Origin of the sequence: Adhaeribacter aerolatus (genome assembly GCF_007991635.1) — a bacterium.
In the GTDB taxonomy this organism is placed as follows: domain Bacteria; phylum Bacteroidota; class Bacteroidia; order Cytophagales; family Hymenobacteraceae; genus Adhaeribacter; species Adhaeribacter aerolatus.
In genome coordinates, this window is sequence record NZ_BJYS01000009.1 from 105,197 (window position 1) to 130,817 (window position 25,621).

General features: G+C 44.3%; 24 protein-coding genes and 1 tRNA gene. 7 read left to right on the top strand and 18 right to left on the bottom strand.

Annotation, left to right across the window (positions count from 1 at the left end; genetic code table 11):
- Positions 1-33 precede the first annotated feature (33 nt).
- The 9 genes from murD to AAE02nite_RS08300 form a co-directional block, all read right to left on the bottom strand.
- Positions 34-1,389 (bottom strand): UDP-N-acetylmuramoyl-L-alanine--D-glutamate ligase, encoded by a 1,356-nt coding sequence (gene murD / locus AAE02nite_RS08260; protein ID WP_146896907.1) that lies wholly within the window; start codon positions 1,387-1,389, stop codon positions 34-36.
- Between the two features lie 55 nt (positions 1,390-1,444).
- Positions 1,445-1,828 (bottom strand): four helix bundle protein, encoded by a 384-nt coding sequence (locus AAE02nite_RS08265; protein ID WP_146896911.1) that lies wholly within the window; start codon positions 1,826-1,828, stop codon positions 1,445-1,447.
- 54 nt (positions 1,829-1,882) lie between these two features.
- Positions 1,883-3,106, bottom strand: coding sequence for a phospho-N-acetylmuramoyl-pentapeptide-transferase (gene mraY / locus AAE02nite_RS08270; RefSeq protein WP_146896914.1), 1,224 nt, complete (start codon positions 3,104-3,106; stop codon positions 1,883-1,885).
- An 83-nt stretch (positions 3,107-3,189) separates the two neighbouring features.
- On the bottom strand, positions 3,190-4,653 hold the full coding sequence (locus tag AAE02nite_RS08275; RefSeq protein ID WP_146896918.1) for a UDP-N-acetylmuramoyl-L-alanyl-D-glutamate--2,6-diaminopimelate ligase: 1,464 nt from the start codon (positions 4,651-4,653) through the stop codon (positions 3,190-3,192).
- A complete protein-coding gene (locus AAE02nite_RS08280) occupies positions 4,653-6,758 on the bottom strand; it encodes a PASTA domain-containing penicillin-binding protein (RefSeq protein WP_146896921.1) in 2,106 nt (701 codons plus the stop codon). Before AAE02nite_RS08280 ends, AAE02nite_RS08275 begins: the two co-directional genes overlap by 1 nt.
- Positions 6,742-7,176 (bottom strand): FtsL-like putative cell division protein, encoded by a 435-nt coding sequence (locus AAE02nite_RS08285; RefSeq protein WP_146896924.1) that lies wholly within the window; start codon positions 7,174-7,176, stop codon positions 6,742-6,744. The genes AAE02nite_RS08280 and AAE02nite_RS08285 overlap by 17 nt, the downstream gene beginning before the upstream one ends.
- Positions 7,177-7,294: 118 nt before the next feature.
- Positions 7,295-8,197, bottom strand: coding sequence for a 16S rRNA (cytosine(1402)-N(4))-methyltransferase RsmH (gene rsmH / locus AAE02nite_RS08290; protein ID WP_246150895.1), 903 nt, complete (start codon positions 8,195-8,197; stop codon positions 7,295-7,297).
- Positions 8,197-8,664, bottom strand: a complete 468-nt coding sequence (gene mraZ / locus AAE02nite_RS08295; protein WP_146896927.1) for a division/cell wall cluster transcriptional repressor MraZ — start codon at positions 8,662-8,664, stop codon at positions 8,197-8,199. The genes rsmH and mraZ overlap by 1 nt, the downstream gene beginning before the upstream one ends.
- 560 nt (positions 8,665-9,224) lie before the next feature.
- Positions 9,225-9,905 carry a fatty acid desaturase gene (locus tag AAE02nite_RS08300; protein ID WP_146896930.1) on the bottom strand — a complete coding sequence of 227 codons (681 nt, stop codon included), beginning with the start codon at positions 9,903-9,905 and terminating at the stop codon, positions 9,225-9,227.
- A gap of 592 nt (positions 9,906-10,497) precedes the next feature.
- Here AAE02nite_RS08300 and AAE02nite_RS08305 point away from each other — a divergent pair.
- On the top strand, positions 10,498-11,409 hold the full coding sequence (locus AAE02nite_RS08305) for an energy transducer TonB (RefSeq protein ID WP_146896933.1): 912 nt from the start codon (positions 10,498-10,500) through the stop codon (positions 11,407-11,409).
- A gap of 79 nt (positions 11,410-11,488) precedes the next feature.
- Here the strand turns inward: AAE02nite_RS08305 and surE are convergent, their stop codons facing one another.
- Positions 11,489-12,265 carry a 5'/3'-nucleotidase SurE gene (surE, locus tag AAE02nite_RS08310; protein ID WP_146896936.1) on the bottom strand — a complete coding sequence of 259 codons (777 nt, stop codon included), beginning with the start codon at positions 12,263-12,265 and terminating at the stop codon, positions 11,489-11,491.
- A gap of 235 nt (positions 12,266-12,500) precedes the next feature.
- Between surE and AAE02nite_RS08315 the strand changes: the two genes are divergently transcribed.
- Positions 12,501-12,929, top strand: coding sequence for a DoxX family protein (locus tag AAE02nite_RS08315; RefSeq protein WP_146896939.1), 429 nt, complete (start codon positions 12,501-12,503; stop codon positions 12,927-12,929).
- A 79-nt stretch (positions 12,930-13,008) separates the two neighbouring features.
- Complete coding sequence (locus AAE02nite_RS08320; protein ID WP_146896941.1) at positions 13,009-13,914, top strand: magnesium transporter CorA family protein; 906 nt, start codon at positions 13,009-13,011, stop codon at positions 13,912-13,914.
- 135 nt (positions 13,915-14,049) lie between these two features.
- Here AAE02nite_RS08320 and AAE02nite_RS08325 read toward each other — a convergent pair whose 3' ends face one another.
- The 3 genes from AAE02nite_RS08325 to gap all read right to left on the bottom strand — a co-directional run bounded on the left by AAE02nite_RS08325 (position 14,050) and on the right by gap (position 16,505).
- Positions 14,050-14,397, bottom strand: a complete 348-nt coding sequence (locus AAE02nite_RS08325; protein WP_146896944.1) for a translation initiation factor — start codon at positions 14,395-14,397, stop codon at positions 14,050-14,052.
- Between the two features lie 123 nt (positions 14,398-14,520).
- On the bottom strand, positions 14,521-15,420 hold the full coding sequence (locus tag AAE02nite_RS08330) for a diacylglycerol/lipid kinase family protein (protein WP_146896947.1): 900 nt from the start codon (positions 15,418-15,420) through the stop codon (positions 14,521-14,523).
- Positions 15,421-15,512: 92 nt separating this feature from the next.
- Positions 15,513-16,505, bottom strand: coding sequence for a type I glyceraldehyde-3-phosphate dehydrogenase (gene gap / locus AAE02nite_RS08335; protein WP_146896950.1), 993 nt, complete (start codon positions 16,503-16,505; stop codon positions 15,513-15,515).
- Positions 16,506-16,704: 199 nt separating this feature from the next.
- Here gap and AAE02nite_RS08340 point away from each other — a divergent pair.
- A tRNA-Glu gene (locus AAE02nite_RS08340) sits at positions 16,705-16,776 on the top strand.
- Between the two features lie 226 nt (positions 16,777-17,002).
- On the opposite strand, the gene AAE02nite_RS08345 is transcribed toward AAE02nite_RS08340, so the two are convergent.
- From AAE02nite_RS08345 to AAE02nite_RS08360, 4 genes are all read right to left on the bottom strand, one after another.
- Complete coding sequence (locus tag AAE02nite_RS08345) at positions 17,003-18,592, bottom strand: MFS transporter (RefSeq protein WP_146896954.1); 1,590 nt, start codon at positions 18,590-18,592, stop codon at positions 17,003-17,005.
- Complete coding sequence (locus AAE02nite_RS08350; RefSeq protein ID WP_146896957.1) at positions 18,579-19,661, bottom strand: HlyD family secretion protein; 1,083 nt, start codon at positions 19,659-19,661, stop codon at positions 18,579-18,581. Before AAE02nite_RS08350 ends, AAE02nite_RS08345 begins: the two co-directional genes overlap by 14 nt.
- Before the next feature lie 67 nt (positions 19,662-19,728).
- The gene (locus AAE02nite_RS08355) at positions 19,729-21,045 is read right to left on the bottom strand and encodes a TolC family protein (protein ID WP_146896960.1); all 1,317 of its coding nucleotides are present in this window, start codon (positions 21,043-21,045) and stop codon (positions 19,729-19,731) included.
- A 150-nt stretch (positions 21,046-21,195) separates the two neighbouring features.
- On the bottom strand, positions 21,196-21,654 hold the full coding sequence (locus AAE02nite_RS08360; protein ID WP_146896963.1) for a MarR family winged helix-turn-helix transcriptional regulator: 459 nt from the start codon (positions 21,652-21,654) through the stop codon (positions 21,196-21,198).
- A gap of 228 nt (positions 21,655-21,882) precedes the next feature.
- Between AAE02nite_RS08360 and AAE02nite_RS08365 the strand changes: the two genes are divergently transcribed.
- Entirely contained in the window at positions 21,883-22,821 is a 939-nt protein-coding gene (locus AAE02nite_RS08365) for a DMT family transporter (RefSeq protein WP_146896966.1), read from the top strand.
- 575 nt (positions 22,822-23,396) lie between these two features.
- Positions 23,397-24,050: a Crp/Fnr family transcriptional regulator gene (locus AAE02nite_RS08370; RefSeq protein WP_246150897.1), complete on the top strand. Its 654-nt coding sequence runs from the start codon at positions 23,397-23,399 to the stop codon at positions 24,048-24,050.
- A 28-nt stretch (positions 24,051-24,078) separates the two neighbouring features.
- Here AAE02nite_RS08370 and AAE02nite_RS08375 read toward each other — a convergent pair whose 3' ends face one another.
- Positions 24,079-24,465: a DUF302 domain-containing protein gene (locus AAE02nite_RS08375; protein ID WP_146896969.1), complete on the bottom strand. Its 387-nt coding sequence runs from the start codon at positions 24,463-24,465 to the stop codon at positions 24,079-24,081.
- 337 nt (positions 24,466-24,802) lie between these two features.
- On the opposite strand from AAE02nite_RS08375, the gene AAE02nite_RS08380 reads away from it, so the two are divergent.
- Entirely contained in the window at positions 24,803-25,600 is a 798-nt protein-coding gene (locus AAE02nite_RS08380) for a sulfite exporter TauE/SafE family protein (RefSeq protein ID WP_146896972.1), read from the top strand.
- Positions 25,601-25,621: the final 21 nt, after the last annotated feature.

Here is a 25,621-nt window from a genome sequence, read left to right on the forward strand (position 1 = left end):
AGTTGTTAAACTATTATTTTTAATCCCGCTGAATTATTTATTCATCGTATTTTGGTTTAATACCCATTTCTGCACAGCTTCGGCAAAACTGCGGCCCCGGTGTTCGTAGTTCTGAAACAAATCGAAACTGGCGCAGGCCGGCGACAACAGCACCACATCGCCGGGCTGGGCCAAAGCTTTGGCCTTTTGCACCACCTCGTCTACCGATTGCGTTTCTTCAATCACCGGAACCACCTCCCCGAATGCGCGAAACAGCTTCTCGTTTTCTTTACCAAGGCAGATCAGCGCTTTAATTTTTTCTTTGGCCAACGGTTTCAGGGTTTCGTAATCGTTGCCTTTGTCCACGCCACCGGCAATCCAAATAATTGGTTGCTTAATACCCTCCAGGGCGTACCAAACCGCTTCCACGTTGGTAGCTTTCGAGTCGTTGATGTAAGTAACGCCGTTCGCTTCGCCAACCGGCTGCAAACGGTGCTCGGCATTTCTAAAAGTTGCCAATCCTTCTTCAATCCGAAATGCTTCCGCCCCGGCCAGCAAAGCCGCTGTAACCGCTGCCAGCGTATTGTATTGGTTATGCTTGCCAATTAACGGCGAAGCCGACACATCTATGCTTTCGGGCTTTCCGGTTATATCCGTTTGGATATTGTTACCGGTAAAGGCAGCTTTTACTCCACCAGACGGCTGTAAGGCAAATGGCACCAGGGTAGCCTGCGTATTTACTTTTACTAAATGTTCATTTATCAGCGCATCCTCCTGGTTGTAAATAAAAAAATCAGTCGGTTCCATGTTTTGGGTTATGCGCAGTTTCGATTGCGCGTAATTCCCGATGTTATAGTCGTAGCGGTCCAGGTGATCCGGGGTAATATTCAGCAGAATGGCAATGTGGGCTTTAAACCCGTACATGGTGTCGAGCTGAAAGCTGCTCAGCTCCACTACGTAATATTCAGCGGTATCTTCAATTACTTTTTCAGCCAGACTCTCGCCGATATTGCCGGCCAGTTCCACGTTAAAACCAGCAGTTTTCAGTAAGTGGTAGGTTAAAAGCGTAGTGGTAGTTTTGCCGTTGGTACCGGTAATGCATATAAATTTGGCCTTGGAATAACGGGCGCCAAACTCAATCTCCGAGATAACCGGAATGCTTTTGGCTTTGGCCAGCTTAATAATTTCGGCTTTATCCGGAATACCCGGACTTTTAATAATTTCGTCGGCCGCTAAAATCCGTTCAAAGGTGTGCTTTCCTTCTTCAAACGGAATATTTTCATGTTGCAGTTGTTCTTTATAAGCCGGCTTAATGGTACCCATATCCGATACAAAAACCGATAGCCCTTTGGCTTTTGCCAAAAGGGCTGCTCCTACTCCGCTCTCGCCGGCTCCCAGTATCGCTATCATTGTTCGTTAGTCGTTAATCGTTGTTCGTTATTCGATTTGTTTGGGTCGTTGCTCGTTAATCGTTATTAGTTGTTCGGGCTTTTAAGGATTTGTAATAAATGATAAAGCCATTAATCAACTGTTTGCATTTCGTAACTTCTTCTAAACATTTAGTTATTTCATCAATTGAAATATATCCTTGGTCAGAAGCTATATATAACTGTGTTTCTAATTCATATAAAGAGCCCCTTGCAACAAAAAAGAATTGAATGGCATCTTTCGAGTATTGACGTCCACACCCTTCAGCAATATTTGAAGGAATAGACACCCCAGCGCGGCGCATCTGACTTGTTAGTCCAAATATTTCTTCTTTCGGAAACCCCTTTGTTATTTCATAAATTTTATTTGCTAAACTTCTGCTATTCTTCCATACATCTAAATCAGTATATTGCTTACCCATCTTAATTATTTCCGAACAACGAATAACGAATAACGATTAACGAATAACGACTTCTTATCTCAGTTTTAAAGTGGCTAAGCTTAAAATGGCCAGCATGATGCCTACAATCCAGAACCGGGATACAATTTTGGATTCGTGGTAGCCTACTTTTTGGTAGTGGTGGTGTAGCGGCGACATTTTAAAAATGCGGCGGCCTTCGCCGTATTTCTTTTTGGTGTATTTAAAGTAGCTTACCTGCAGCATCACCGATAAATTTTCGACCAGGAAAATGCCGCATAAAATGGGAATCAGCAGTTCTTTGCGTACAATTAGCGCCAGCACCGCAATAATGCCGCCAATGGCCAGACTGCCCGTATCGCCCATAAAAACCTGCGCCGGGTATGAGTTGTACCACAAAAAACCGATACAAGCTCCCACGAAAGCGGTACAAAAAATTACCAGTTCGCCGGAGTTCGGGATAAACATAATATTCAGGTAATCGGCAATAATGGTGTTACCGGAAATCCAGGCAAAAACCGCCAGCGTTAAACCAATAATAGCCGAAGTGCCGGCTGCGAGGCCATCTAAACCATCAGTAATATTGGCGCCGTTACTAACGGCGGTTATTATAATGATTACAAAAGGAATGTACAGGAAACAGGCCCATTGCCCGAATATTGGTTCGGCAAACGAAAACATGGTGCAGTAATCCAGCTCATTGTTTTTGCGGAACGGAATACTCGTAATCATCGATTTCACATCGAGGTAAGTAGGTGAAGCATCTACCGCCGACAAAGCCCCGGTACTGCCGTTTACATATTGCCGTACCACCACATCGTCGCTCACAAACAAGGTATAGCCTACAATCAAACCCAAGCCAATCTGCCCGATGACTTTAAACCGACCAGCCAAACCTTCTTTATTTTTGCGGAACACCTTGATGTAGTCATCCAGAAAACCAATAATGCCGAGCCAAACCGTAGAAATCAGCATCAGGATAATATAAATATTATCGAGGCGGGCAAATAGCAAAGTAGGTACCAGAATGGCCAGCAGAATGATAATGCCGCCCATAGTAGGTGTACCTTTTTTCTCCATCTGTCCGGCCAGGCCTAAATCCCGGATGCTCTCACCTACCTGCTTCCGGTGCAACATTTTAATCAGGCGGCCGCCAAATATCATGGCAATCAGCAACGATACCAGCGTAGCCATACCTGCCCGAAACGAAATATATTGAAAAACCCCGGCGCCGAAAAAGTCAAAATTTTCTTCGAGGTAATTAAATAAGTAGTAAAGCATTTATTCCCTTTAATGGTTTGAATACCAGGTTTGAGAATATTTCCCAACCTGCAACAAACCCGTATTTAGTTAGTTTTCTGTTCTTACTTGCCCAGTACCTGAAAGAGTTGGGCTAATATTTTTTTATCATCGAAATCGGTTTTTACCCCCTTAACTTCCTGGTAGGTTTCGTGTCCTTTACCGGCAATTAAAATAATATCCTGATTTTGAGCCAGCATACAGGCCGTTTTGATGGCTTCTTTCCGGTCTACCACAGTTAAGGTCTTTTTCAAATCCGGAGGCTTTACGCCCGCCTGCATCTGGTTTAATATTTCCTGCGGGTCTTCGAACCGGGGGTTATCGGAGGTTAAAATGACGCGGTCGCTGTACTGACAGGCAATATCGGCCATGATGGGCCGCTTGGTGGCATCGCGGTTACCGCCGCAACCCACTACGGTAATTACCTGCTGGTCAGGACGGCGAATTTGCTTTATCGTATTCAGCACATTTTGCAGCGCATCGGGGGTATGGGCATAATCAACAATACCGGTAATTTGTGTATCCGATACTATATAATCGAAGCGGCCCGCCGCCGAGGACAAGCTGGATAACACGGTTAAAACTTCGTCTGGGTCTTCGCCCAACAAATTAGCAGCGCCGTACACAGCCAGTAAATTATAGGCGTTAAACGTACCGATAAGTTTGCAGTAAACCTCTTTCCCCTCCAACTCCAGGTGCAATCCCTGAATAGAATTATCAAGGATGCGGGCTTTAAAGTCGGCGGCGGTGCGGAGCGCGTAAGTGTAGGTTTTGGCTTTGGTATTCTGCAACATCACGTTACCCCGTTTGTCGTCGGCATTTACCAAAGCAAAAGCGCTTTTTGTTAAGTTATCAAAAAATAGCTTTTTGGCCCGGATATATTCTTCAAACGTTTTGTGGTAGTCGAGGTGATCGTGGGTAATATTGGTAAAAATTGCACCGGCAAACTGCAGGCCGGTAACCCGGTGCTGCACCAGCGCGTGCGAGCTAACCTCCATAAAACAATAGCTACAGCCGGCTTTTACCATTTTGGCCAGCAAATTATTCAGGTTAATGGCATCGGGGGTGGTATGCGTGGCCGGTATAACGGTTTCGTTGATCTGGTTTTGCACGGTGGAGAGCATACCCACCTGGTAACCCAACTCCCGGAATAATTTGTGCAACAAGGTAACGCAGGTGGTTTTGCCGTTGGTACCGGTTACCCCTACCAGTTTTAACTGCTTGGCCGGGTGGCCGTAAAAAGCAGCGGCTATATAACCCATGGCCTCCGCACTATCGGCTACCTGCACATAGGTAACGGCCGGTGCCTGGGTTTCGGGTAATTGTTCGCAAATAACCACGGCGGTACCCGCTTCAACGGCTTTGGAAATATAGGCGTGCCCATCGGCCTGCACGCCCCGGATAGCAAAAAAAGCCATACCGGCGGCAGCCTGCCGGGAATCGAAGGTTAAGCCAAGCACTTCTACCGCCTCGGAACCAACTACCTGAATGGGTTTTACATCTGCAAGCAGAGCGGATAAAAGCGGCATTAACTTAAAGTTATAATAATAATACTTCCTTTCTTAATAGGGCTACCGGGTTCCAGTGATTGGGTTTGTACCCGCCCACTGCCCTGGGTCTGCACACGTAACCCTTGGTTACCCAGCACAAAAAGCGCATCGCGTAGGGTCATTCCGGAAACATCGGGCACCCGGCCCACCATTAATTTATTTGATTTCCAAACCAGCGAATGTCCCTGCGAATCGGCTTTTACCCATTCTTCGTCGGATCGGTTGTGGGTACTGATACCTAATTTATTTGTAATTAAGGTTAGCTCTTCCTGGTTGCCAGCTTTTACCGGCGGTAATTTCTGGCGATCGGTAATTACCCGGCTGGCCAACGGCTGGTGCAAGGTCAGGTCGCGGGCATAAGCTTTATCGGCCAGTTCCCGGAAAACCGGCGCTGCCACATCGCCGCCGTAGATACGGCCACTCTTTGGCGTATCAATAATTACAATGCAGGAATATTTAGGATTATCGGCGGGGAAATAACCGGCAAAAGAAGTAGAATAAACTTTTTTATCGTACTTGCCATTTTTTACCTTCCAGGCTGTACCGGTTTTGCCGGCCACTTTGTAATACTGGCTTTTTACATGTTTTCCGGTACCGTGTTCTACTACCCCTTCCATTAGCAGCCGCAATTTTTTCACCGTTTCTTCGGAGCAAATGCGCGTAGGGTTAAAATCCTGCGCCCCGAAACTTTCTACCACGGTGTTACCCTTCCGGATTTCCTTTACAATAATGGGCGTAACTTTTATGCCGTTATTAGCCACAGCATTGTACAAAGCCAACGTTTGCAAAGGCGCTATTTGCAAACTATAACCAATCGCCATCCGGGTTAAAGTAGTCCGGCTCCACCGCCGGTTATCCGGCGTGTAAATAACCGGTTGGGCTTCCCCGTGCATCTGAAAACCCAATGGCTTGGTCAGCCCGAATTTTTCCAGATATTCTACATACTTCTGCGGATTTGCTTTAAAAGCGTTTTCGATTAGTTTGGCCGTGCCTGGATTAGAAGATTTTCCGAAAATATCGGCAATGGAAAGTACCCCGTAGCCGCGGCCCGTAGATTCACTCATATAAGATCCGCCAATTAGTTCACGGCCTTTACCGGTATCAAGGCTGTCATCAGGTGTTAAATCGGTTTCTTCAAAAAGTGCCATCATGGAGGCCAGCTTAAAGGTAGATCCGGGTTCGGTCCGGCCGTGATTACCAACGGCGTAGTTATAATTTTCTACATAAACCCCTTCTCCGGCTTTGCCTAGGTTAGCAATGGCTTTAATCTCGCCGGTTTTTACTTCCATCAGCACCACGCAGCCGTACTGGGCATTATTCGCAACCAGCGCTTTGTACAGTGCATTTTCGGCTACGTCCTGCAGGTTAATATCAATGGTGGTTTTAATATCGTAGCCGGGCAGTGGTTTTACGTCGGTAGCGTTGTAGATGGGTTTGTTACCACCGGCCATTCTTTCGAACAAAGCTTCGCCGTCTTTCCCGGCCAGGTAGCTGTTGTAGGTATATTCCAGACCAGAGCCTTTTTTGTCTTCGGTAATACGGCCAATGGTCCGCTGCGCCAACGTACCGAACGGCCGGAAACGCTTATCTACCTTCTCGAAAATAACGCCGCCTCTATTTTTACCTTCCCGGAAAATAGGCCATGCAGCCATCATCTTTTTTTCCTGATAATTTAACTGGCGGCTATGAATGCGGATGTAGCGCCGTTTGGCCAGGCGGGCATTTTTTATTTTGCGCCGGTAGCCTTCCGGCGATTTGTCTTTATAGAAACGCGATAGCAACAGGGCCAGCGAGTCGATGCCTTTTTCGAACTTTTTGTCATCGCAAATGGTGGGGTCAAAAGCTACCCGGTAAAACGGGAGCGAGGTAGCCATGATACTTTCGTTATCCGACAGCACATTGCCCCGGGTGGCATACACCGGCAAATAAATCATCCGGCTTTCTTTTTGCAGTTGTGTCCACTTCTGGCCTTCGAAAAACTGCACGTGCACCACCTTGGCCACAATGGCAACCGCGAACAAACAAATAGCCAAAAACGCTACCCGCACCCGGGTAACGATTGATTTCTTAATATTCTTCGCCATAAACTTCTATCTGGTAAGGAGGTGAAGAACTTTCCACAATACCGGCAGGCATTACCTTACGGGCCACTTCCGATTGCTTGCTCGCTTCCATGTAATCAGCGGCCAGGGTGGTGTAGTCAGCGCGTAAATCTTCGACTTCGCTCTTTATCTTATCAATTTTCCGGATAGTTTTTTCGGCGTAGTGGGTGTTGCCAATATAAAACAGGCCAACAATCATTAAGTAAATAATATAGGGCAGAAACTTTACGGGCAGGCCATACTGAAACAAGGTATCCATTTTGGTATACCTATCCAGCAGTTCAAAAATACTTGTACCCTTGGGCCGTTCCGGACGTTCCGGTTCTACCTGGGGCAACGGTCGCTGCGTATTTACTTTACGCTGTACCCGGGGTCTTTCCTGTACTGTGTTTGCCGCCATCTTCTACAGTTTTAGTTGGTGTTTGGTAAGTTTTAAGTCTTCCATTATTCTCTTTCTCCGGTTTCCTCGCTTTAATTTATTACTTATAACCTGCTACCAGATTCTTATTACGCGGTACTCATAACTTTTCGGCTACCCGCAGTTTGGCACTCCGCGACCGGTTATTTTCCTGCAGCTCTAAAGCCGAAGGGGTCAGGGGTTTGCGGTACACCGAGGCAAAAGGCTTTATTTCGTTGCCGTACAAATCTTTCTCTACTTCGCCGAAGAATTTCCCCTGCCGGATAAAGTTTTTTACCAGCCGGTCTTCGAGGGAGTGGTACGAAATCACGACCAGACGTCCGCCTGGCTTTAACACTTCTGCCGTCTGCAGCAGCATTTCTTCCAGGGCTTTTAACTCATCGTTTACTTCCATGCGCAAGGCCTGAAACACCTGGGCCAAATATTTATTTTCTTTGCCTTTGGGTAAACAACTGGCAATGACTTCTTTAAACTGCCCAATGGTTTCGAGTTCCTGCGAGGCTCTTTTCAGCACTACCGTGCGGGCCAGGGTCCGGGCATTTTTCACTTCGCCGTATATGCCAAACAACTTATGCAAATCTTCTTCGGCGTAAGTCATCAGAATATCTTTGGCCGTTTTATCAGCCTCTTTATCCATGCGCATGTCCAGCGGCCCGTCGAAACGGGTAGAGAATCCTCTTTCGGAAGTATCGAACTGATAACTCGATACGCCTAAATCAGCCAGAATGCCATCGGCCTGCTTTGCCCCGTACAGGCGCAGGTACTTTTTGAGGTACCGGAAGTTGGCTTTCACAAATGTAAAAACCGGAGAGGCCAGCTTTTCGGCTTCTTTCTCAGCATCCGGGTCCTGGTCGAAACCAAATAATTTACCGGTGGTAAGCTTACTGGCTATCAGGGCCGAATGCCCTCCACCTCCAAACGTAACATCTACATAAATCCCCGCGGGCTTTATCGCCAAAGCATCTACCGATTCCTGCAACATGACGGGCTGGTGGTACGCCATTATATGCCGGGTTCGATTAAAGGTTGATCGCCTAAAAACTTCTGGGCCAACGACGAGAAACCTTGCTGGTCTTTAATCAGGAAGTCTTCGTATTTATCGGGGTTCCAGATTTCGACACGGTTGCCCAAGCCCACTACAATTACTTCTTTTTCTATGTCGGCGTAGCGCACCATGGTGCGGGGTAAAATAAACCGGCCCGCGCTATCCAGTTCTACTTCCGTGTTGCCCCGGAAAAAATTCCGCTGAAAATTCCGGTACTCTTCGTTAAACTCATTCAAACTAGCTACCTTGTCGTAAATCACTTTCCAGGCCGCCTGCGGATACAATACCAGGCACGGCTCGAACCCCCGGGTCAGCACCACCTGGTTACCAGATTCCTCGGGTAGATTGGCTTTGATTTTTGCGGGCAAAACCAATCTTCCTTTCGGGTCTAGCTTACACTCGTATTCGCCGGAAAGAAAGTTCATACAGGGCCTTTTGATCTCCGGGTAGATTCCGGAGTAAACAAAAATACGGATAAGAAAAATTAAGTCAACCTCATTCTCCCACTTTTTACCACTTTGTGGATAAATTATGGTTATCAACCCCACTTATACACATTTTCCACATTTTCACCCACACTTATACCCCAGTTTTCCCAACCCCTAAATGGTTTTAAAAACAATTCGCGACAAGCCGCCACGAATTAATACACTGAATATCAACCATTTATTATATAAAAATAATATTATAAGCAGAAATTCTGAATCTGCAAATACCAAAGTGGGAGGAAGTGGCGAAAGTGGAAAGAAAATTCCCTCATTGTGGAATTTTTACCCGAGTAGAGCAAATTGCTATTATTTCCCGGCTTTTGGAGCAAGATTAGCCGGGCAGAAAACAGGTTCTTCGTACGTATATATACGGGGAGTAAAAGACAATATTTAGCCGCCTGCTGCTACAAATAACTTCGCTTAAAAGCAGCTAAGAATTTACTAGCCAATGCCATAAGTGAATAAAAAATGAAGCTAATTAAGGCCGCCGCCAATAGTTATTTTTTCTCTTTGTAGAGTTGCCACCAAGGCACGTAAGGCTTGTCGTGGTGCTCGTAATGGTAGCCAAAAAAGTAGCAACTAATGAAAGCCCAGGTGTGGTTTTTGGCCTGAGTATGGGATTTATGTCTATTACCAGCGTCATGTTCGCCGCGGTGCGGCAGGTAAGTACCGAAATAAAATAGCTGAAATGTAGCCAAAATGGCCGGCACCATCCAGAACAATATTACATTCTCAGCCGGAAACACCAACTTTAGTAAGTTAAAGGTAATAGCCATGAGTACCAGTTGCTGCCAGGTAATATAATTTTTAAGAAAACTGAAGTACCAGACAAAGAAATTACCGCCGTGGTAATCCGGATCCTGACCGGTTGCAACGTAATGGTGGTGGGCGTGGTGCCGGGGCAATAACCGGTTAAAATTATTGTAGGCAAACAAGCCGGCAGCAAGCGTACCAATAAATTTATTTAGTTTTCTATTCCGGGAAACGACGCCGTGCATGGCATCGTGGGCGGTAATAAATAAACCTGTATACAAATGGGTTTGCACCAGCACAAAAAAATAGGGCACCGGGGTATAAAAATTTACCGGCCAGTGCAGTAAGAACCACAAGCTGAAACCCCAGCTAAGGATAACCAAAGCGGCAATAACTTCACCTTTATGTTTCTGCAGAAAATTCATGCTTTTACGAATTCCGGGCGCTCCACCCGGTTACGAAACAAACCAAATTCAATTTGGTTCTATTCCGTTTTAAATACTTACCTGCCACCAATTAAGTTCCGGTTTACTGCATCACCTGAAAAATAACATTCATAGTGTCACAACCGGGAAGTAAAACAAATTCATTTATAATTCATAAGTATTTGGTAATAAAAGAGATAAACAATTTATAAAAAACTTTTACCTTTTTGTTTAACCTTAATGGAGTAAAAGCCCGCCATTGTACTTACGCTCATTCAATCCACAACTTTGACTTTTGAAAAAATTCTGATAGAAATAAAGGAAACTTTATCTGATCGCTTTGGAAAGTAAACAACATCCGGAAATGGATGATAAATATTTATAGTGGCAAAATGCAATTCAATAATAGCTTAGATGCCCTTGATGATTGCTTACACCTGCTTCCTTTAATGGCTAAAGCAGGAATAATAAAGTACAAACAGTTAAATTATACCTAATTATAAGTATTGATAATCAACTTCTTGACTTTTAATTTTATAAGAGCACGCACCTGTTGCTTAGTTGGTGATTATTCTGTTAAAATATTAAATTTATGAATCAGAATTGCTGTAAAAAAGGGCTTACCGGAGAAGTAAAGCGGTTAGCTATCGCGTCTTTGCTGAGTTTAGTTATAGGCCTGAATGCTGGACATAATTCTACGGCCGCTATTGTGCGGCTTAGCCCAAACATTCAACCTGTGCAGGTTAAATCTAATTTTAATTTACCTGCTTGTAGAACCGAGGCCAAACCCTATTGGGTAAATAATATTACAAATTTCACGGCGCTCGACAGTACTGAAAAAATTTTCACCTTCGTAGAGCAAATGCCCGTTTTCCCGGGAGGCGAAGTTGCCCAAGGTAAATTTATTAAAATGAATTTAAGGTATCCGGTGGAGGCAATGAAAGCGGGGGTAACCGGATTGGTGGTGGCCCAGTTTGTAGTAAACAAAAAGGGCAAAATACATGATATTACTATTGTTAAAAGTGTAAGTCCGGAGTTGAATGGAGAAGTAATACGCATCATCAGGCTAATGCCCGATTTTGAACCCGCTTTGCAAAGCGGAAAACCGGTTTCTTTTCGCTACACCTTGCCGGTGCGGTTTAGTTTGTCATCGAGCGACCTAAGCGATGTGCCGTTAGATACTTTAAAGTCCCGGATTTTTAGCCAGGCAGAAAACCCACCTCAGTTTCCCGGCGGAGAATCTGCCCTGCAGGACTTTATGAGGAAAAAACTTAGTTATCCGAAAGAAGCGAAAAGAAGTAAAATAGAAGGATTAGTGGTGGTTCAGTTTTTAGTAGATACCAACGGTAAATTATTTTATCCGAAGGTAACAAAATCAGTAAATCCTGTTTTAGATGCAGAAGCCATGCGCCTCGTAAAATCCTTACCGCCTTTTACACCGGCTAGGCAAAATAACCAGCCGGTTGTTTTCAGGTACACCTTACCTGTCCGGTTCGACCGGTAAACTTAATTTAACTCTTGTTCTTACAACCAGGAAGCTTTTCCGAATCCGGGCCACTTCCTGGTTATAGTTGCTGCAGAACTTATTTATTTAATTCCCATTCGTTATTTAAGCGCACCATGGCAAAATGAGCGGTCATGTCAAACTGGCAAGGCACAATCGAAACGAAGTTATGCGCCAGCGCCCACTCGTCGGTATCTTCGCCTTTATCGGGGTTAATAAAATTACCGGTAAGCCAGAAGTAACGGCGACCGTTTGGATCCAGGCGCTCGTCGAATTCTTCTTCCCAGCGCGCCTGGGCTTGCCGGCAGACTTTTACACCAGCAATTTTCTTATTCGATTTTTTCGGAAAATTTACATTAAGCGCCACGCCTTCGGGTATGCCATTCTTCAGGGCCTGCCGAACGATCATTTCTACGTATTCTTCGGTGTGCGAAAAATCGGCATCGTGGCCAAATTCGCACAGCGAAAAGCCAATAGCCGGCAACCCCTCAATAGCTGCTTCGATGGCCGCCGACATGGTACCGGAATACAACACACTTACGCTGGAGTTAGAGCCGTGATTAATACCGCTGACCACCAAATCGGGCTGCCGTTCTTTTAACACGTGGTGCTTGGCCAGTTTTACACAATCGGCGGGCGTACCCGAGCATTCCCAGGCTTCTACATCGTCGAAAGCCAAGGATTTATCCAGGCGCAGGGTATTGCCTACCGTAATGGCGTGCCCCATACCTGATTGCGGACTATCCGGGGCTACCACTACCACATCGCCAATTTTCTTCATTACATTTACGAGCGTACGGATACCCGGTGCGGTAATGCCGTCGTCGTTCGATACCAATATAAGTGGTTTAGCCATTTTCTGTTTTAATTTAAAAGCGCCAAATTAGGCCGAACTAACCTGAATAACAAACCAGGCTGGCCATTGGTATTAACTTAATCGGCTCCGGGGAGGTTTAGGTAAAAACGATATAACCACCTTGGTAATAAATTTCGTGTCCCTCCCCGCTAATAATTAATCTGTTTATGGCTTCAGAAAACGCACGACAACCGTAAACATTTACCGGTAATAAAATTATTAATATCTTAAGCCGATGAAAATAGCTGCGCTATATTATCCGCATTTTCACCAGGGTGTTTTACTCCTGCGCCTGGGCATAGGAATCTCGTTTATGTGCCACGGCTGGCCCAAGTTAGCGGCCGGTCCGGAACTCTGGGAGCCCTTAGGCGGCGCCATGGGCATCTGGGGCATTCATTTTGCACCTGTTTTCTGGGGATTTATCGGTTCGCTGGCCGAATTTGCCGGTGGCCTGTTGCTGGCATTGGGTTTATTTTTCCGGCCCACTTGTATTCTATTAGTGATTCAGATGATAGTAGCTACCTCCTCGCACGTAAGCCAGGGCCAGTCATTTTCGGAATATTCGCACGCCCTGGAAATGGCTATTCTGTTTTTCTGCTGGTTATTTATTGGCCCGGGTAAGTACAGTCTGGATGCGCGGTTGTCTAAACCAACTCATACCTGAGTATTATTTTGGGCTAAACATAAAAAGATAAAATACGAATAGAAACTGATAGGCCTCTAAACAGGAAAAGCATAGCTGCATGGTTAAAAACTTAACTGCTGACACTAATTGCAACTGGGAATGGATTGATCTGGTAAACCCGGACAAAACCGATTTTGAAGAAATTTCGCAGAAATACAACTTGCATCCGGCCGTTGTTTACGACTCCTTACAGCCCGACCACCTGCCCAAATACGAGCAAATTGAAGACGTGGCGTTTGCCATTGTTCGTGTTTTTGATAAAGAAATAGGTCAAGATGGCGATACCGTACAGGATTTAACTAATAAAATTGCCGTATTTTATTCGAGAGAATTCCTGATAACCGTACACCGGGATGAATATCCTTTTTTAGAAGAAATCAAAAAAACGCTGATTGAGACCAACCATTGCAAAAGCCCTTACCACTTATTTATTCAGCTGGTAAAAGAAGTTTTACAAAGCTTTGAGCAACCGGCCCTGAAACTAGCCACTGACCTGGATTATTACGAATCGAAAGTTTTTCTAAGAAACAACCCAAATAAATCGCTTACCACGGGCATTTACTGGCTCAAGCGCAAAGCCGAAGTTTCCAGAAGGGTGTTAAACCTTTCAAAGATTGTGCTGGATAACCTGAACCGGGAACAGAAACACGACCCGTACATTCAGGACGTTTACGACATGTATCTTCGGTTGCTAACCATGTACGAAGAAGTAGATAACGGCGCAAACAACCTGCTGAATATTTATATTGGTCTGGCCTCCCACCGCACGAACGAAATAGTACGGGTGCTCACTATTTTCTCCGTGTTTTTTATGCCTTTAACTTTTATTGTAGGCATCTACGGTATGAATTTTAAGTATATGCCCGAACTGCAAATGCGCGGGGGCTACCCGGTAACCATGCTGGCCATGCTGCTGATTACTATCGGCATTTATATCTGGTTCCGCAAAAAAGAATGGCTATAAGAATTATTGGCTCTAAAAATTTAGTATTTAAATCCCAAACCAATACATATACGGGACCCTATTGAAATCCACTGCTCATTCAGTTGAAAACCTTAGCAGCAGAACCAACTTTTAACGCATAATTCTTAACTCCTCTTAGCCCCCGGCTTTTTTGGCCTTGTAGCCGGCCTGCAGCAGCACCTGTAATATTTTATCCCGGAAATCACCCTGAATAATTATTTCCCCGTCTTTCATAGCGCCGCCCACGCCACATTTGTTTTTCAGTAATTTACCTAATTCTTTTAAATCATCTTCCTGCCCCACAAAACCGGTTACTAAAGTTACCTGTTTGCCACCCCGGGCTTTTTTATCCAGCATAATTTTAAGATTTTGCTGTTGCGGCGGCAAAGTATGCGTTTGTTCTTCGCTCTGGTACTGGTACTCAAAATCCGGATTAGTAGAATACACCACCCCTTCCCGACCTTTTTTGTTTTTATCTGCCATATTCAATCTCTCTTCTTATTTAATTCACTCCCTTAATTCTCATTTTCCCCAATATTCACTCCGTCATTCAACAACTCAACCATTTAACAATTCAACCATTTAACCATTCAACAATCTAACCATTCAACCATTCCTTCCCTCCTCCCGCGCTACTATTACGCGCAAAGCTAAGGGCGATATTTGTACGTTAAACGAAGTTGACTCCCCTATGTATTCGCCGTCGGCGTGAAATTTAAAGGCGTGTTCGCTGGTAACTAATATTTCGCGGGTTCTGAAATATTCAGCATCCGGTGATGTAGCAATTTGCTTTGTAATTAACCCGTAGCTAATACCAATGGCCTTCCGCAGGTTTAAGTGGCGGATCAGGCAAACATCCAGCAAGCCATCGCGGATATCGGCCATGGGCGCAATATAGGCGTTGTTGCCGTATTGGGAGGCGTTGGCAAAAGCCACCACAAAACACTGGGTCTCGAGCTGCTCACCGTTTAATCGCAATATTGCTTTTTGCGGTTGAAATGTAAAAAATTCGCGTAGTACCATTTGCACATACGTTTGCAAGCCGCGCCGCGTAGAGGCCGCAAAAACCGAACTCACGTGCGCATCGAAACCAATGCCGGCGGTGCAAAAAAACGGATGATTATTAATGGTACACGCATCGATGGCGCTGGGTTCGCCCTGGTTTAAAATATTGATGGCGTGGCTTAAATTCATGGGGATGCCCAAATGGCGGGCCAGGCCATTGCCCGAACCTTTCGGCAGAATAGCCAAAGCGGTTTGGGTACCCATTAAACCCCGTGCCACTTCGTTTACGGTACCATCGCCACCCACTGCGCAAACTACCGACACACCGGCAGTGGCCGCCTGGCTGGCAATTTCGGTAGCGTGACCGGCGTACCGGGTAAAAACAATTTCCGGCTCATACTGCTCCGTATCCAGCAACTGGTTTAAAAGGTCCGGTACATTTACGCCACCTTTGGTACGGCCCGAAACCGGATTAATAATAAATTTTATCTGGGTACGCACAAATAAACCTGCAAATGAATAAGAATTAAGTTAAAACAAAACAGCCCATACAAGATGGGCTGTTTAATCTATTTATGCTAAGCAAAATTTAATTAACCAATTCTGGCAATTAAATCAGCAGCGCGGGCAGAATAACCAGACTCGTTATCGTACCAGCCTACTACTTTAACCAGGGTTTCGCTAACCGAAGTTAACTTAGAATCGAAGATACAAGAGTGGGTGTTACCTACAATATCAACTGAAACAATTGGGTCGGCGGTATATTCCAGAATACCTTTTAATTCACCTTCGGCAGCCGCTTTTACAGCAGCATTGATTTCTTCTTTGGTAGCTGGTTTCTTCAAAATAACGGTTAAGTCGGTTAAAGAACCAGTTGGAACCGGAACGCGCATGGCAATACCATCCAGTTTACCGTTTAAGTGCGGTAATACCAAACCTACGGCTTTAGCCGCACCGGTAGAAGTTGGCACAATATTTAAAGCGGCCGCACGGGCTCTTCTTAAATCGCTGTGCGGACCATCGTGCAGGTTCTGGTCAGAAGTATATGCGTGAACCGTGGTAATAAAGCCTTTCTCAATACCAAAAGCATCGTCCAGTACTTTAGCCATCGGAGCCAAGCAGTTGGTAGTACAAGAAGCGTTCGAAACAATGGTTTCTTCGCCGGTTAATACGTTTTCGTTAACGCCTAATACAACGGTAGGAATATTGCCTTTAGCCGGAGCCGAAATAACTACTTTACGGGCGCCTGCTTCCAGGTGTCCGCCGGCACCTTTCTCATCTACGAAACGGCCGGTAGATTCCAATACTACATCAACGCCTAATTTACCCCAAGGCAAATTCTTAGGCTCTCTTTCAGCGAAAATTTCAATGCGCTGACCGTTTACGGTAATGCTGGCTTCGTCGGCCGATACCGTACCGTTAAATTTACCGTGTACCGAGTCGTACTTTAACAAGTGCGCCAGGGTATTATTATCTGTTAAATCGTTGATACCAACTATCTCGATATTATCTTTACGAAGCAGCTCGCGGAAGGTAAGTCTGCCGATGCGGCCAAAGCCATTAATTGCAACTTTAATTTTTGCCATTTTTACCAATATTTGAGTAGTTTATTAAACGGGGCGAAGTTATTAATCTAAAAACTTAAATCAAATTAAATTTTTTCTTTCTAATAACCAGCCACTTCCGGATTGTACGTAATATTTTATAAAAAATGTTTTGCAGATATAAAATCACCCTCTATATTTGCACCATCAAAACGGAACAAGGACGTCAGATAAACAAAACGGCCCGTTCGTCTAGGGGTTAGGACACCAGATTTTCATTCTGGTAACAGGGGTTCGATTCCCCTACGGGCTACTAAAAAAGCCGCTCTATTTACTTAGAGGGGCTTTTTATATTTCATATCCTCCCCTTTAGTTTCCTATTCCTATGATCTGCTAAAAAGATAATCTGCTAAAAGAAAACTGCTATTTTTTAATATTGAGCAAGCTTTTAATGCTAATCATTCTGAATCGCTACATTTCTGGTTGGAAATTAAAGAGCGCTTTTTAATAAAATTCCTTCCAAAAACTTCTCCGCAAAATCACCTGGCCGTCCGGTAACTCCAGGGCCGCAGCAGGATCTCCAAACCATTCATTCTCCGGCGCCATTTTACCAGTTTCCGCCGGTTAACGGGACTAAATCTGAAAAGAAATACCAGCAGCATGATAAATAGACCGCCTTGTATCACATAAACCGACATGTCCCGGGCGGCTAAAAGCATGGCTTGTCCCTGCACCGCTCCATATAAACCCAGTGTACCGGAAGTTTGGAGGCGCGCAGATACGTTGGGGTTTAACGCATCCATGTTCTGGGCCAATTGCAGCAGGTTTTCTAACTGCCCGTGAAACAGGCCATAAGACATAACCGCTGAGAAAAATGCTGTACCAATAAACGACCGGAAAATCATCAGGAAAACCGAGGAAGCAAACATCGTCATGGGGTCCAGTTTATCGGCCATGTACACGCCAATAGTCGAAAATAGCATAACCATACCTACTCCGCGTAAAACACTTATCAGGTAAAAATCCTGCACGCCGGCCCCCGGGTTAATTTTGAAGAACAACAATACGTGCGCTATAATAAAAGCAGTAAACCCAATCAGAATATTGTACTTCAGGGAAAGTTTATGCTTGTACCAGAAAAAACAAAATACCCCGCCCAGCGCAATTCCCGGGATCATCCATAAATTCAGTTCTGCGTTTACCTGCGGGCTGAAACGCAAAATACTGGTGGTAAGCACGCTTTGGATAGAGCCAGCCGCCAGAAACAAACCCAGGAAAAAGATGAGCACAATGCTTACCCAAACGCTTTTAATCTTAAGCATGGCCAGGTTCATAAACGGTTTCTCCAGCGTTAACTGTCGCTTAATAAATATCAGCATTAAAAAGCTGAAACCAATAACTGCGCCCTGGATATTTACCGATTCAAAATAATTTTCCACCCGGGCAAAAATCATTACATAATTCAGCAGCATTAAAGATCCGCTCAGCAGGAAAAAACTTTGCCAATCCAGTTTGCCCAAAGGCCGGGGATCCATGGCATGGCCATTGTGGTAGAAAACAACCGCACAGATTAACGACAATAACAGCAGTGGCAGTGTAAACCAGTACATATATTGCCAGCCATAAACATAAGCAACTTCCGAAGAAACAAAACCGGATACTTGCCCGATTATAATGCTTACGGGGTAAAAAATGGCATAGAAACGCGCGCGGTCGCCGGCAGGGCTTATGATGGCCATTAAGGGAATAATGATCTCGATCATAGCAAACATTTTACAGCATCCGATCAGGAAATTGGCCAGAATTAAAAGCTCCGGCGAAGTAATTAAGCCGCACAAAACGGTTAACATTACCAAAGCGCTTAAGCTTACAGATAAGATCTGCCGGGTAGTAAACCTGCCTTTCACCTGGAATAAAAACGGAAATACGGCCGGCATCCCGATGGTAGCGGCAAAATTGGCCATTGTCAGGTATTCGGTCATTGTACCCAGGCCACCTACCATATCTGCTATATTGGCAGTATACAGACCGTTGGCGCTCAGGACAGTAAGCGTTAAAACAAACAGGATCAAAAAGCTTAGAGGCTTGGGAACCCATTCGTGAAACATTCCTTTTTTAATTTCTGCCATCTGCTAAAATTGCTTTTACTTCTACGTTCATGCCGGCCCGCAGCTTTTCCAGGTCATTTTTGTGGTTGCCTTCGGTGAATTCGATGCGGACCGGGATACGCTGCTGCACCTTCACAAAATTACCGGTGGAGTTATCGGTTGGCACGGCGGAATATTTAGCTCCGGTGGCTTCGGAAATGGCGGTTACTTTTCCCTTAAAAACGGTACCGCTCATGGCATCTACAGTAATATCTACCGGCTGCCCGATGCTTAAATTAGCCGTCTGGGTTTCTTTGTAATTGGCCACCACCCAAACGGGCCCGCTCCGCACAATGGCTACCAAGGCCTGTCCGGGTTGAATAAGCTGGCCTTCCTGGATGGTGCGCCGGCCTACCACCCCATCGTAAGGCGCGGTAATTACGGTATATTTGAGGTTAAGCCGGGCCATATCCAGGGCAGCCTGCGCGCGTTTAATATTGGCTTCGTTTACCGCTAACCGGGAGCTCACTTCTTTAGTAGAAAGCTGGGTGGTTTGTTTCATTTTCAGCAGACCGTGATAGCGGGCTTTGGCCGCATCGAATTCGGTTTTTACCTGCTCAAACTGCTGGCGGGTTACGGCTTCGTCTTTTAACAAATTTTCGTACCGTTTGTAGTTTTGCTCCACGTTCCATAACCGGGCCTGCGCTTCGGCAATATTGGCTTCGGAAACAGCTATGTTGTTGCTCACGGTATTTACCCCGGCGCTGGTTACGTTGCGGCTCGCCAGGGCATCTAAATAACCGGCTTCGACCTGGGCCAGCTGAATTTTAATTTCTTTTGGATTTATTACTACCAACGTATCGCCTTTTTTAACCTGCTGGTGTTCCGTAAACCGGATCTCTTCGATGTACCCGCCTACCCGCGAATTAATGGGCGTAATGAATTGCTCTACCTGGGCATCGTTGGTAGTTTCGGTACGACTGAAATTGAAAAATAAGTTGGCCACCCAAAACAAACCACCGGCAAGTACCGCCAGCAGCAAAATATTGGTAATGGTGGTGCCGGTCTTTTTCTTTTTCGGCTTTTCTTTTTCTATGGTATTCGCTGACATTTTATTTCTGTTTAAGCTATATTTTGTTCGTTTATCCTGATTTTTTAAGGGCGAAACCCTACTGTTTTTACAGATTGCCGGCCAGGTATTGTAATTGGTAAAAGGTGTAAATAATATTGGCGTCGGCGTTGGTGAGTTGCAGTTCGGCGTCTAGTTTGGCGTTAGTAGCATCCAGCATGTCGGTAATCAGGGCCAGTTGCGAAGTATATTTTTTGGCAACAATGCGGTAGTTCTCGTTGGCTAACTGCACGCCTTTTTTAAAACTTTCGCTGCGCTGCCGGGCTTCGTTGTGCTTTATAAAAGCCGTGCTCACGTCCGTTTCCAAGTTCTGGCGCTGCAAAGCCAGCGTTTGTTCCTGCTGGCTTAACTGCGCATTGGCCGCTCCAATGCTATGTTTGGCATTATAAAGCGAAGAAATATTATAGGTTACGCCCACGCCCGCATTCCAGCCGCGCGAATACAGATCGAGCGCCGGACTAGCCGTTACAATGGGGCGCGCCAGCGAATTTCCGGCTTGTAAACTTAGTGCGGGCATGCGTTCGGCTTTGGCGATCTGCAGGTTTTTGCGGGCAATTTCACTATATACCTGCGAAGCTTTTAAGCCGGGGAAATTGGTTTGCGCCAGGTTCAGGTAATCCTGGTATTCTACGCGGTTTGGCGTGGCTTTCAGGAAATTCGAATCCGGAAGAATGGTGGTTCCGGCAGGCAAGCCAATAATTACGCGTAGCTGCTGGTTGGTAATATTCAGGTTGTTGGTAACTTCCTGCAGGGCCATTTCAAGGTTAGTAATCTGTAGCTCGCTCCGGATCAGATCGTTGCGGGTAACCATACCTTGTTTGTACATATTATTGATGTTTTTCAGGCGAAGGTTAGCGGAGGCGATATGCTTTTTATAAACGGCTTCCTGTTTGCTTAAGCGGTAAAGATCGGTGTAGCGGGCCACGAGCAGAAGCTTAATTTCGGCGCGTTTCTGGTTAAAATTCAGTTGCGCCACCTGCTGGTCTAAACCGGCCTTCTCGATGGAATTATTGATAGCGCCGCCTTTAAAAATAACCTGGCTGGCCTGCACCGAAAAGGAGTTCCCAAAATGTGGCATTTCTACCTGCTTCAATTCCGAAAGGTTGGTATTCAGGATGGTGGCGTTGCCGATGTAACTGGCCGAGGCACTTGCCGATAAATTTGGGCGTTTCTGCGTGTTGGCTAACATTTTGCGCTCATCCGCAATCTCAATTCCGCTTCTGGATATCTGCAGTTGCGGACTGTTTTGTTCGGCCAGGGAAAATAATTCGTCTATGGTCAGCTTACGGCCGGCCGGTTCCTGGGCAAAACCCACGGTAGCGGAAACCATTAATAAAAAGCTGACAATTAAAATATTAAAATTCATAAAGAACTATACAGTTAAATATTTAACTAATTATTAAGATAAAAAGGGTTTTATAATGCAGGTCGGTTTAGCTGCCGTGGATTTAAATAGGGATTAAATTTTTAAGTTAAAAACACCCGGGTTTTCAGGCAAAAAGGACAAGATACATTCTTAACTCATATCTACTTTCTGTCCCTCCAGGTTTTGACTGATGGTTTCAAGCAACGTAATACCTTTTCCCACAATTTCGGCGGTCAAGTTTTTGCCGGCCAAGGTGTACATTTCTTCGATCCAGGGTTCTACTTTCTTTTTCAGCTTATGGCCCTCCTCGGTTAAAAAAATCAGTTTGTTGCGGCGGTCGTTCTCATCTTCGGTCCGGGCAACCAGGTCGCGGCGAACCAGGTTATCGATCAGATACGTGAGGCTGGCTTTATCTTTAACCGTAGCGTTGGCAATTTCCTGCTGGTTTATGCCGTCTTTTTTCCAAAGCTGCACCATTACCTGCATCATTTCGGAGGTAAGATCGATGTTGTTCTCTTTGAATTTCTGCCGGATAAACCCTTTGAACATCAGGTTCAGTCTGGCCATCTCCCGGATAAACGTTACAAGATTTTCTTTTCTTACTTCCATAGCCGCTGCTTGCCTTAATTTAGGGGCAAAGTTAAATAATATATAGTTAAATATTTAACCTTTTTTCATAAATTTTAGTTTCCGGAATTTATGATGCATTAAAATTTATTGGAGACAGCTTTGCCGTTTTTAATCTAAACCAGCAATTTTACCCTAAAAAGGATTTTTCAATTAGGTATTTTTGCACACTAAAATTTATGCAACAACGCAATTGAATGAGATTGGTTAATGATAAAACGTAAGCGCACTTCTATATCTAATGGTTTCTTATTAGCCATAACAGCAGCCGTATTGTGGGGCGTATCTGGCACTTTCGGCCAGTTTTTATTCCAAAAGCGAGATATTAACCCTGAATGGCTGGTAACTGTAAGGCTTCTTTTTTCAGGAGCTATCTTATTATTAATAGCCAGCACAAATAACCCTAAAGAACTATGGCGTATCTGGAAAGTAAAAAAGGATGCCTGGCAACTGTTATCTTTTAGCCTATTTGGAATGCTGGCGGTCCAGTACACCTATTTTGCTGCTATCAAGCATTCTAATGCTGCGACAGCTACCGTTTTGCAATACGTTGGGCCAGTTCTTATAGCTGTTTACATAGCTATACAAAAAGAAAAATGGCCTCGGAATACTGAAATCCTAGCCATCTTTTTAGCAATTACGGGAACCTTCTTGCTGGTTACGCACGGCAGCTTTAGAAGTCTTTCCATATCTAATTGGGCTTTGTTTTGGGGAATTGCATCTGCTGTAGCTTTAGCCTTTTACAGTTTACAACCCATGGGCTTATTGAGTCGTTATCCTGCCACCATTGTAATAGGATGGAGTATGTTAATAGGAGGCGTTTTTTTAAGCAGCATCCATGCGCCCTGGATAGTACGTGGACAATGGGATATTTACACTTATTTAAGTACCGCTTTTATTATATTATTAGCCACATTGGTTGCCTTCTATGCCTATTTAACGGCAGTGAAAATAATTGGAGCGCAAAAGGCCAGTTTACTGGCCTCAGCAGAGCCGCTCTCAGCTACAATTTTATCGGTTGTGTGGCTACAAGTTCCGTTTACGGCCATGGATTGGATTGGCAGTTGCTTAATCGTAGCCACTATATTTCTGCTGGCCAGCACAAAAGAAGTAAAAGCTAAGAATCTTGAGCCTCAAAATTCAATTTAGCTTTATAGCCATTTGGGAAATCTTCACAAAGAATATTACTGAATAACCAGGTCAGAAAAGATGAAGCACCAATCTCTGGAAGTCGGTTTGCGTATCAATCCTTAAATCTAATAAGTAAGGGGACAAAATTACTTTGATATACAAATTTCAATAGTTAGCTCTATATCAATAGCTTATATACTTAAAGCTTAAAACTTTCCACTTACTTTTCTGGTAACAACTTGCATGTGGTTTACTGAAATTTATAATTGTATATTTATTACATCATAGATTTGAACTATTATTTTATTTTAATTCCTTTTACCACCCAAATGCAAATAGCAGCCAATGGTAAAGACAGAATGCATGAGCCAGGATTCTCGTTGCGGATAACCTTTACCAATAGGCTCTTACATTCATTATTATCCGATGTATAGTTTTGGAATTACGAGCAACAGCTGTTTCAAATTGATGTTCAAGTACTTTAGCTTTAGGTTGGCTTAAAATATAGCTTTAACGTAATGTTTAGAGTTTCTCTTAACTCATAGAAATCATACAGTAGCGTTGTTTAATATTTTAAAGTGCAGATAACCTAATTGAAAATAGAAAAAGAAAGTTTAGACATTATTCATGATCGGTTCCCGCAGCTAGAATCTTCGCTTTTACAGGAAATAGCCGAGCAGGGTACTATCAAGCAATTAGAAGCTGGCGAGGAAGCGCTCCGTACCGGACAATACATCAAATCCACGGTGCTGGTACTGAATGGACTGGTTAAAGTTTACCGCGAAGACGACGAAGGCAATGAATTTCTGATGTATTACCTGGAACAGGGTAATGCCTGCGCCTTATCTATGATGTGCAGTGCCAGAGAAGAACAAAGTATGGTTATGGCAAAAGCGGTAACCAATGCGGAGGTGCTACTCGTACCCGCTCACCTGACGGAACAATGGCTGGCCAAATACAAGAGTTGGTATAATTTTGTAATTGCTTCTTACCGCGAGCGCTTCGACGAACTTTTGCAAACCCTGGATAGTATTGCCTTTAAAGGCTTGGATGAGCGGCTGATTTTTTACCTGAAGCGCCATGTTAATCGCTTGGGTCCGGAAGTACGGCTATCGCACCAACAAATTGCCAACGAATTGAACAGTTCCCGCGAAGTAATATCGCGGCTTTTAAAAAAGCTGGAGCAACAAGGCGCGGTTATCCTGCATCGCAATTACATAGAAGTCGTTAACCTGGATATCTTTTAACCGTTTAAAAACTGAATTCCCTTAAACCCTAAAGAGCGGTTATTACACTTCGCAATTTATCGCTAACTTCTTGGGCAATAATTTCTAAGTTTTGATTATTTACGGCTGCCATGGTTTCCATGGGGTTTATGGCTGTAACTTCTACCTGCCCTGCACCATGTTCCTGCACCAAAATATTACACGGCAACATTACACCAATATTTGCTTCCTGCTGAATGGCCTGGTAAGCTAATTTGGGGTTACAGGCGCCTAAAATCTTATAGTTCCGGAAATCTACGCCTAATTTCTCTTTGAACTTGCTGGTTAAATCAATTTCGGTGATAATGCCGAAGCCTTGGGTTTCCAAAGCCGATTTTACTTTGGCTACGGCTTCATTAAAGGTATTGTTCAAGGTTTTACTATGGTGGTAACTCATATTGTATAGATATTAAGTTAAAATTTAATTAAATGCAATGAAATGCTAGCGCATTACAACCATAAAAGCTGGTTAATAATTGTACGTATTAATATTATAAGGGTATTTATATGAGTTAGCCTGAACTAAAGGATTGTGCCCGGTAAAGTAAACTAGAAAATGAATAATCCTTTAAATGCGCCATTAATCTTCTATTAAGCAAAAGCAACCCAAAAAAGCTAATACGGTGCACCTCTAATTTCCCCTGCCCACCCAAAAAGACATAAACCTGGCTAAAGTGACCAATGTCACTGAGATTGGTCTGAAGCGTGCCGACCTTTGTTAAAAATTATAACAAATGGAAATAATAGGATACATAGCGGCATTATTAATAGGCCTCTCGTTGGGCTTAACCGGAAGCGGCGGGTCTATTTTAACCGTGCCGATTTTGGTTTATTTAATGCGGCTGAACCCAATAATGGCTACTTCTTATTCCTTGTTTGTGGTGGGTACTACCAGTTTGGTTGGGGGATATAAATTTTACCGGCAAGGCTTGGTTAACTTTAAAACGGCCCTAATTTTTGGCTTGCCTTCTTTAATAACCGTTTACCTGACCCGTACCTTTTTAATACCAGCCCTACCCGAAGTAGTCTTCCGGCTGGGCAGTCTGGCTATTACAAAAGAATTGCTGCTCATGATAATGTTCGCCCTACTCATGATTCTGGCTTCTTACAGCATGATTACCAAAAAATGCTGCCAAGACTGGAAAATCAACCAAGGCGAAAATATTAATTATGGACTGATTATAGTGGAAGCCATTCTGGTGGGGTTAATATCTGGTTTGGTGGGGGCCGGCGGCGGGTTTTTAATTATTCCGGTTCTGGTAATATTCATCCGGCTCGATATGAAAATGGCCGTAGGGACTTCGCTATTTATTATTGCCGCTAATTCTTTGTTTGGTTTTGTGGGCGATATATTTCTGTATAAGATTGACTGGTTTTTCCTGCTAATATTTTCCTCACTATCTATTGTGGGTATATTTATTGGTTCTGCTTTCGCGGATAAGATTGACAGCGGCAAATTAAAAAGAGGCTTTGGCTGGTTTGTGCTGGCTATGGGTATTTATATTTTATTTAAAGAAATAATTATATCATAATTATTCTACCGTGACTTATAT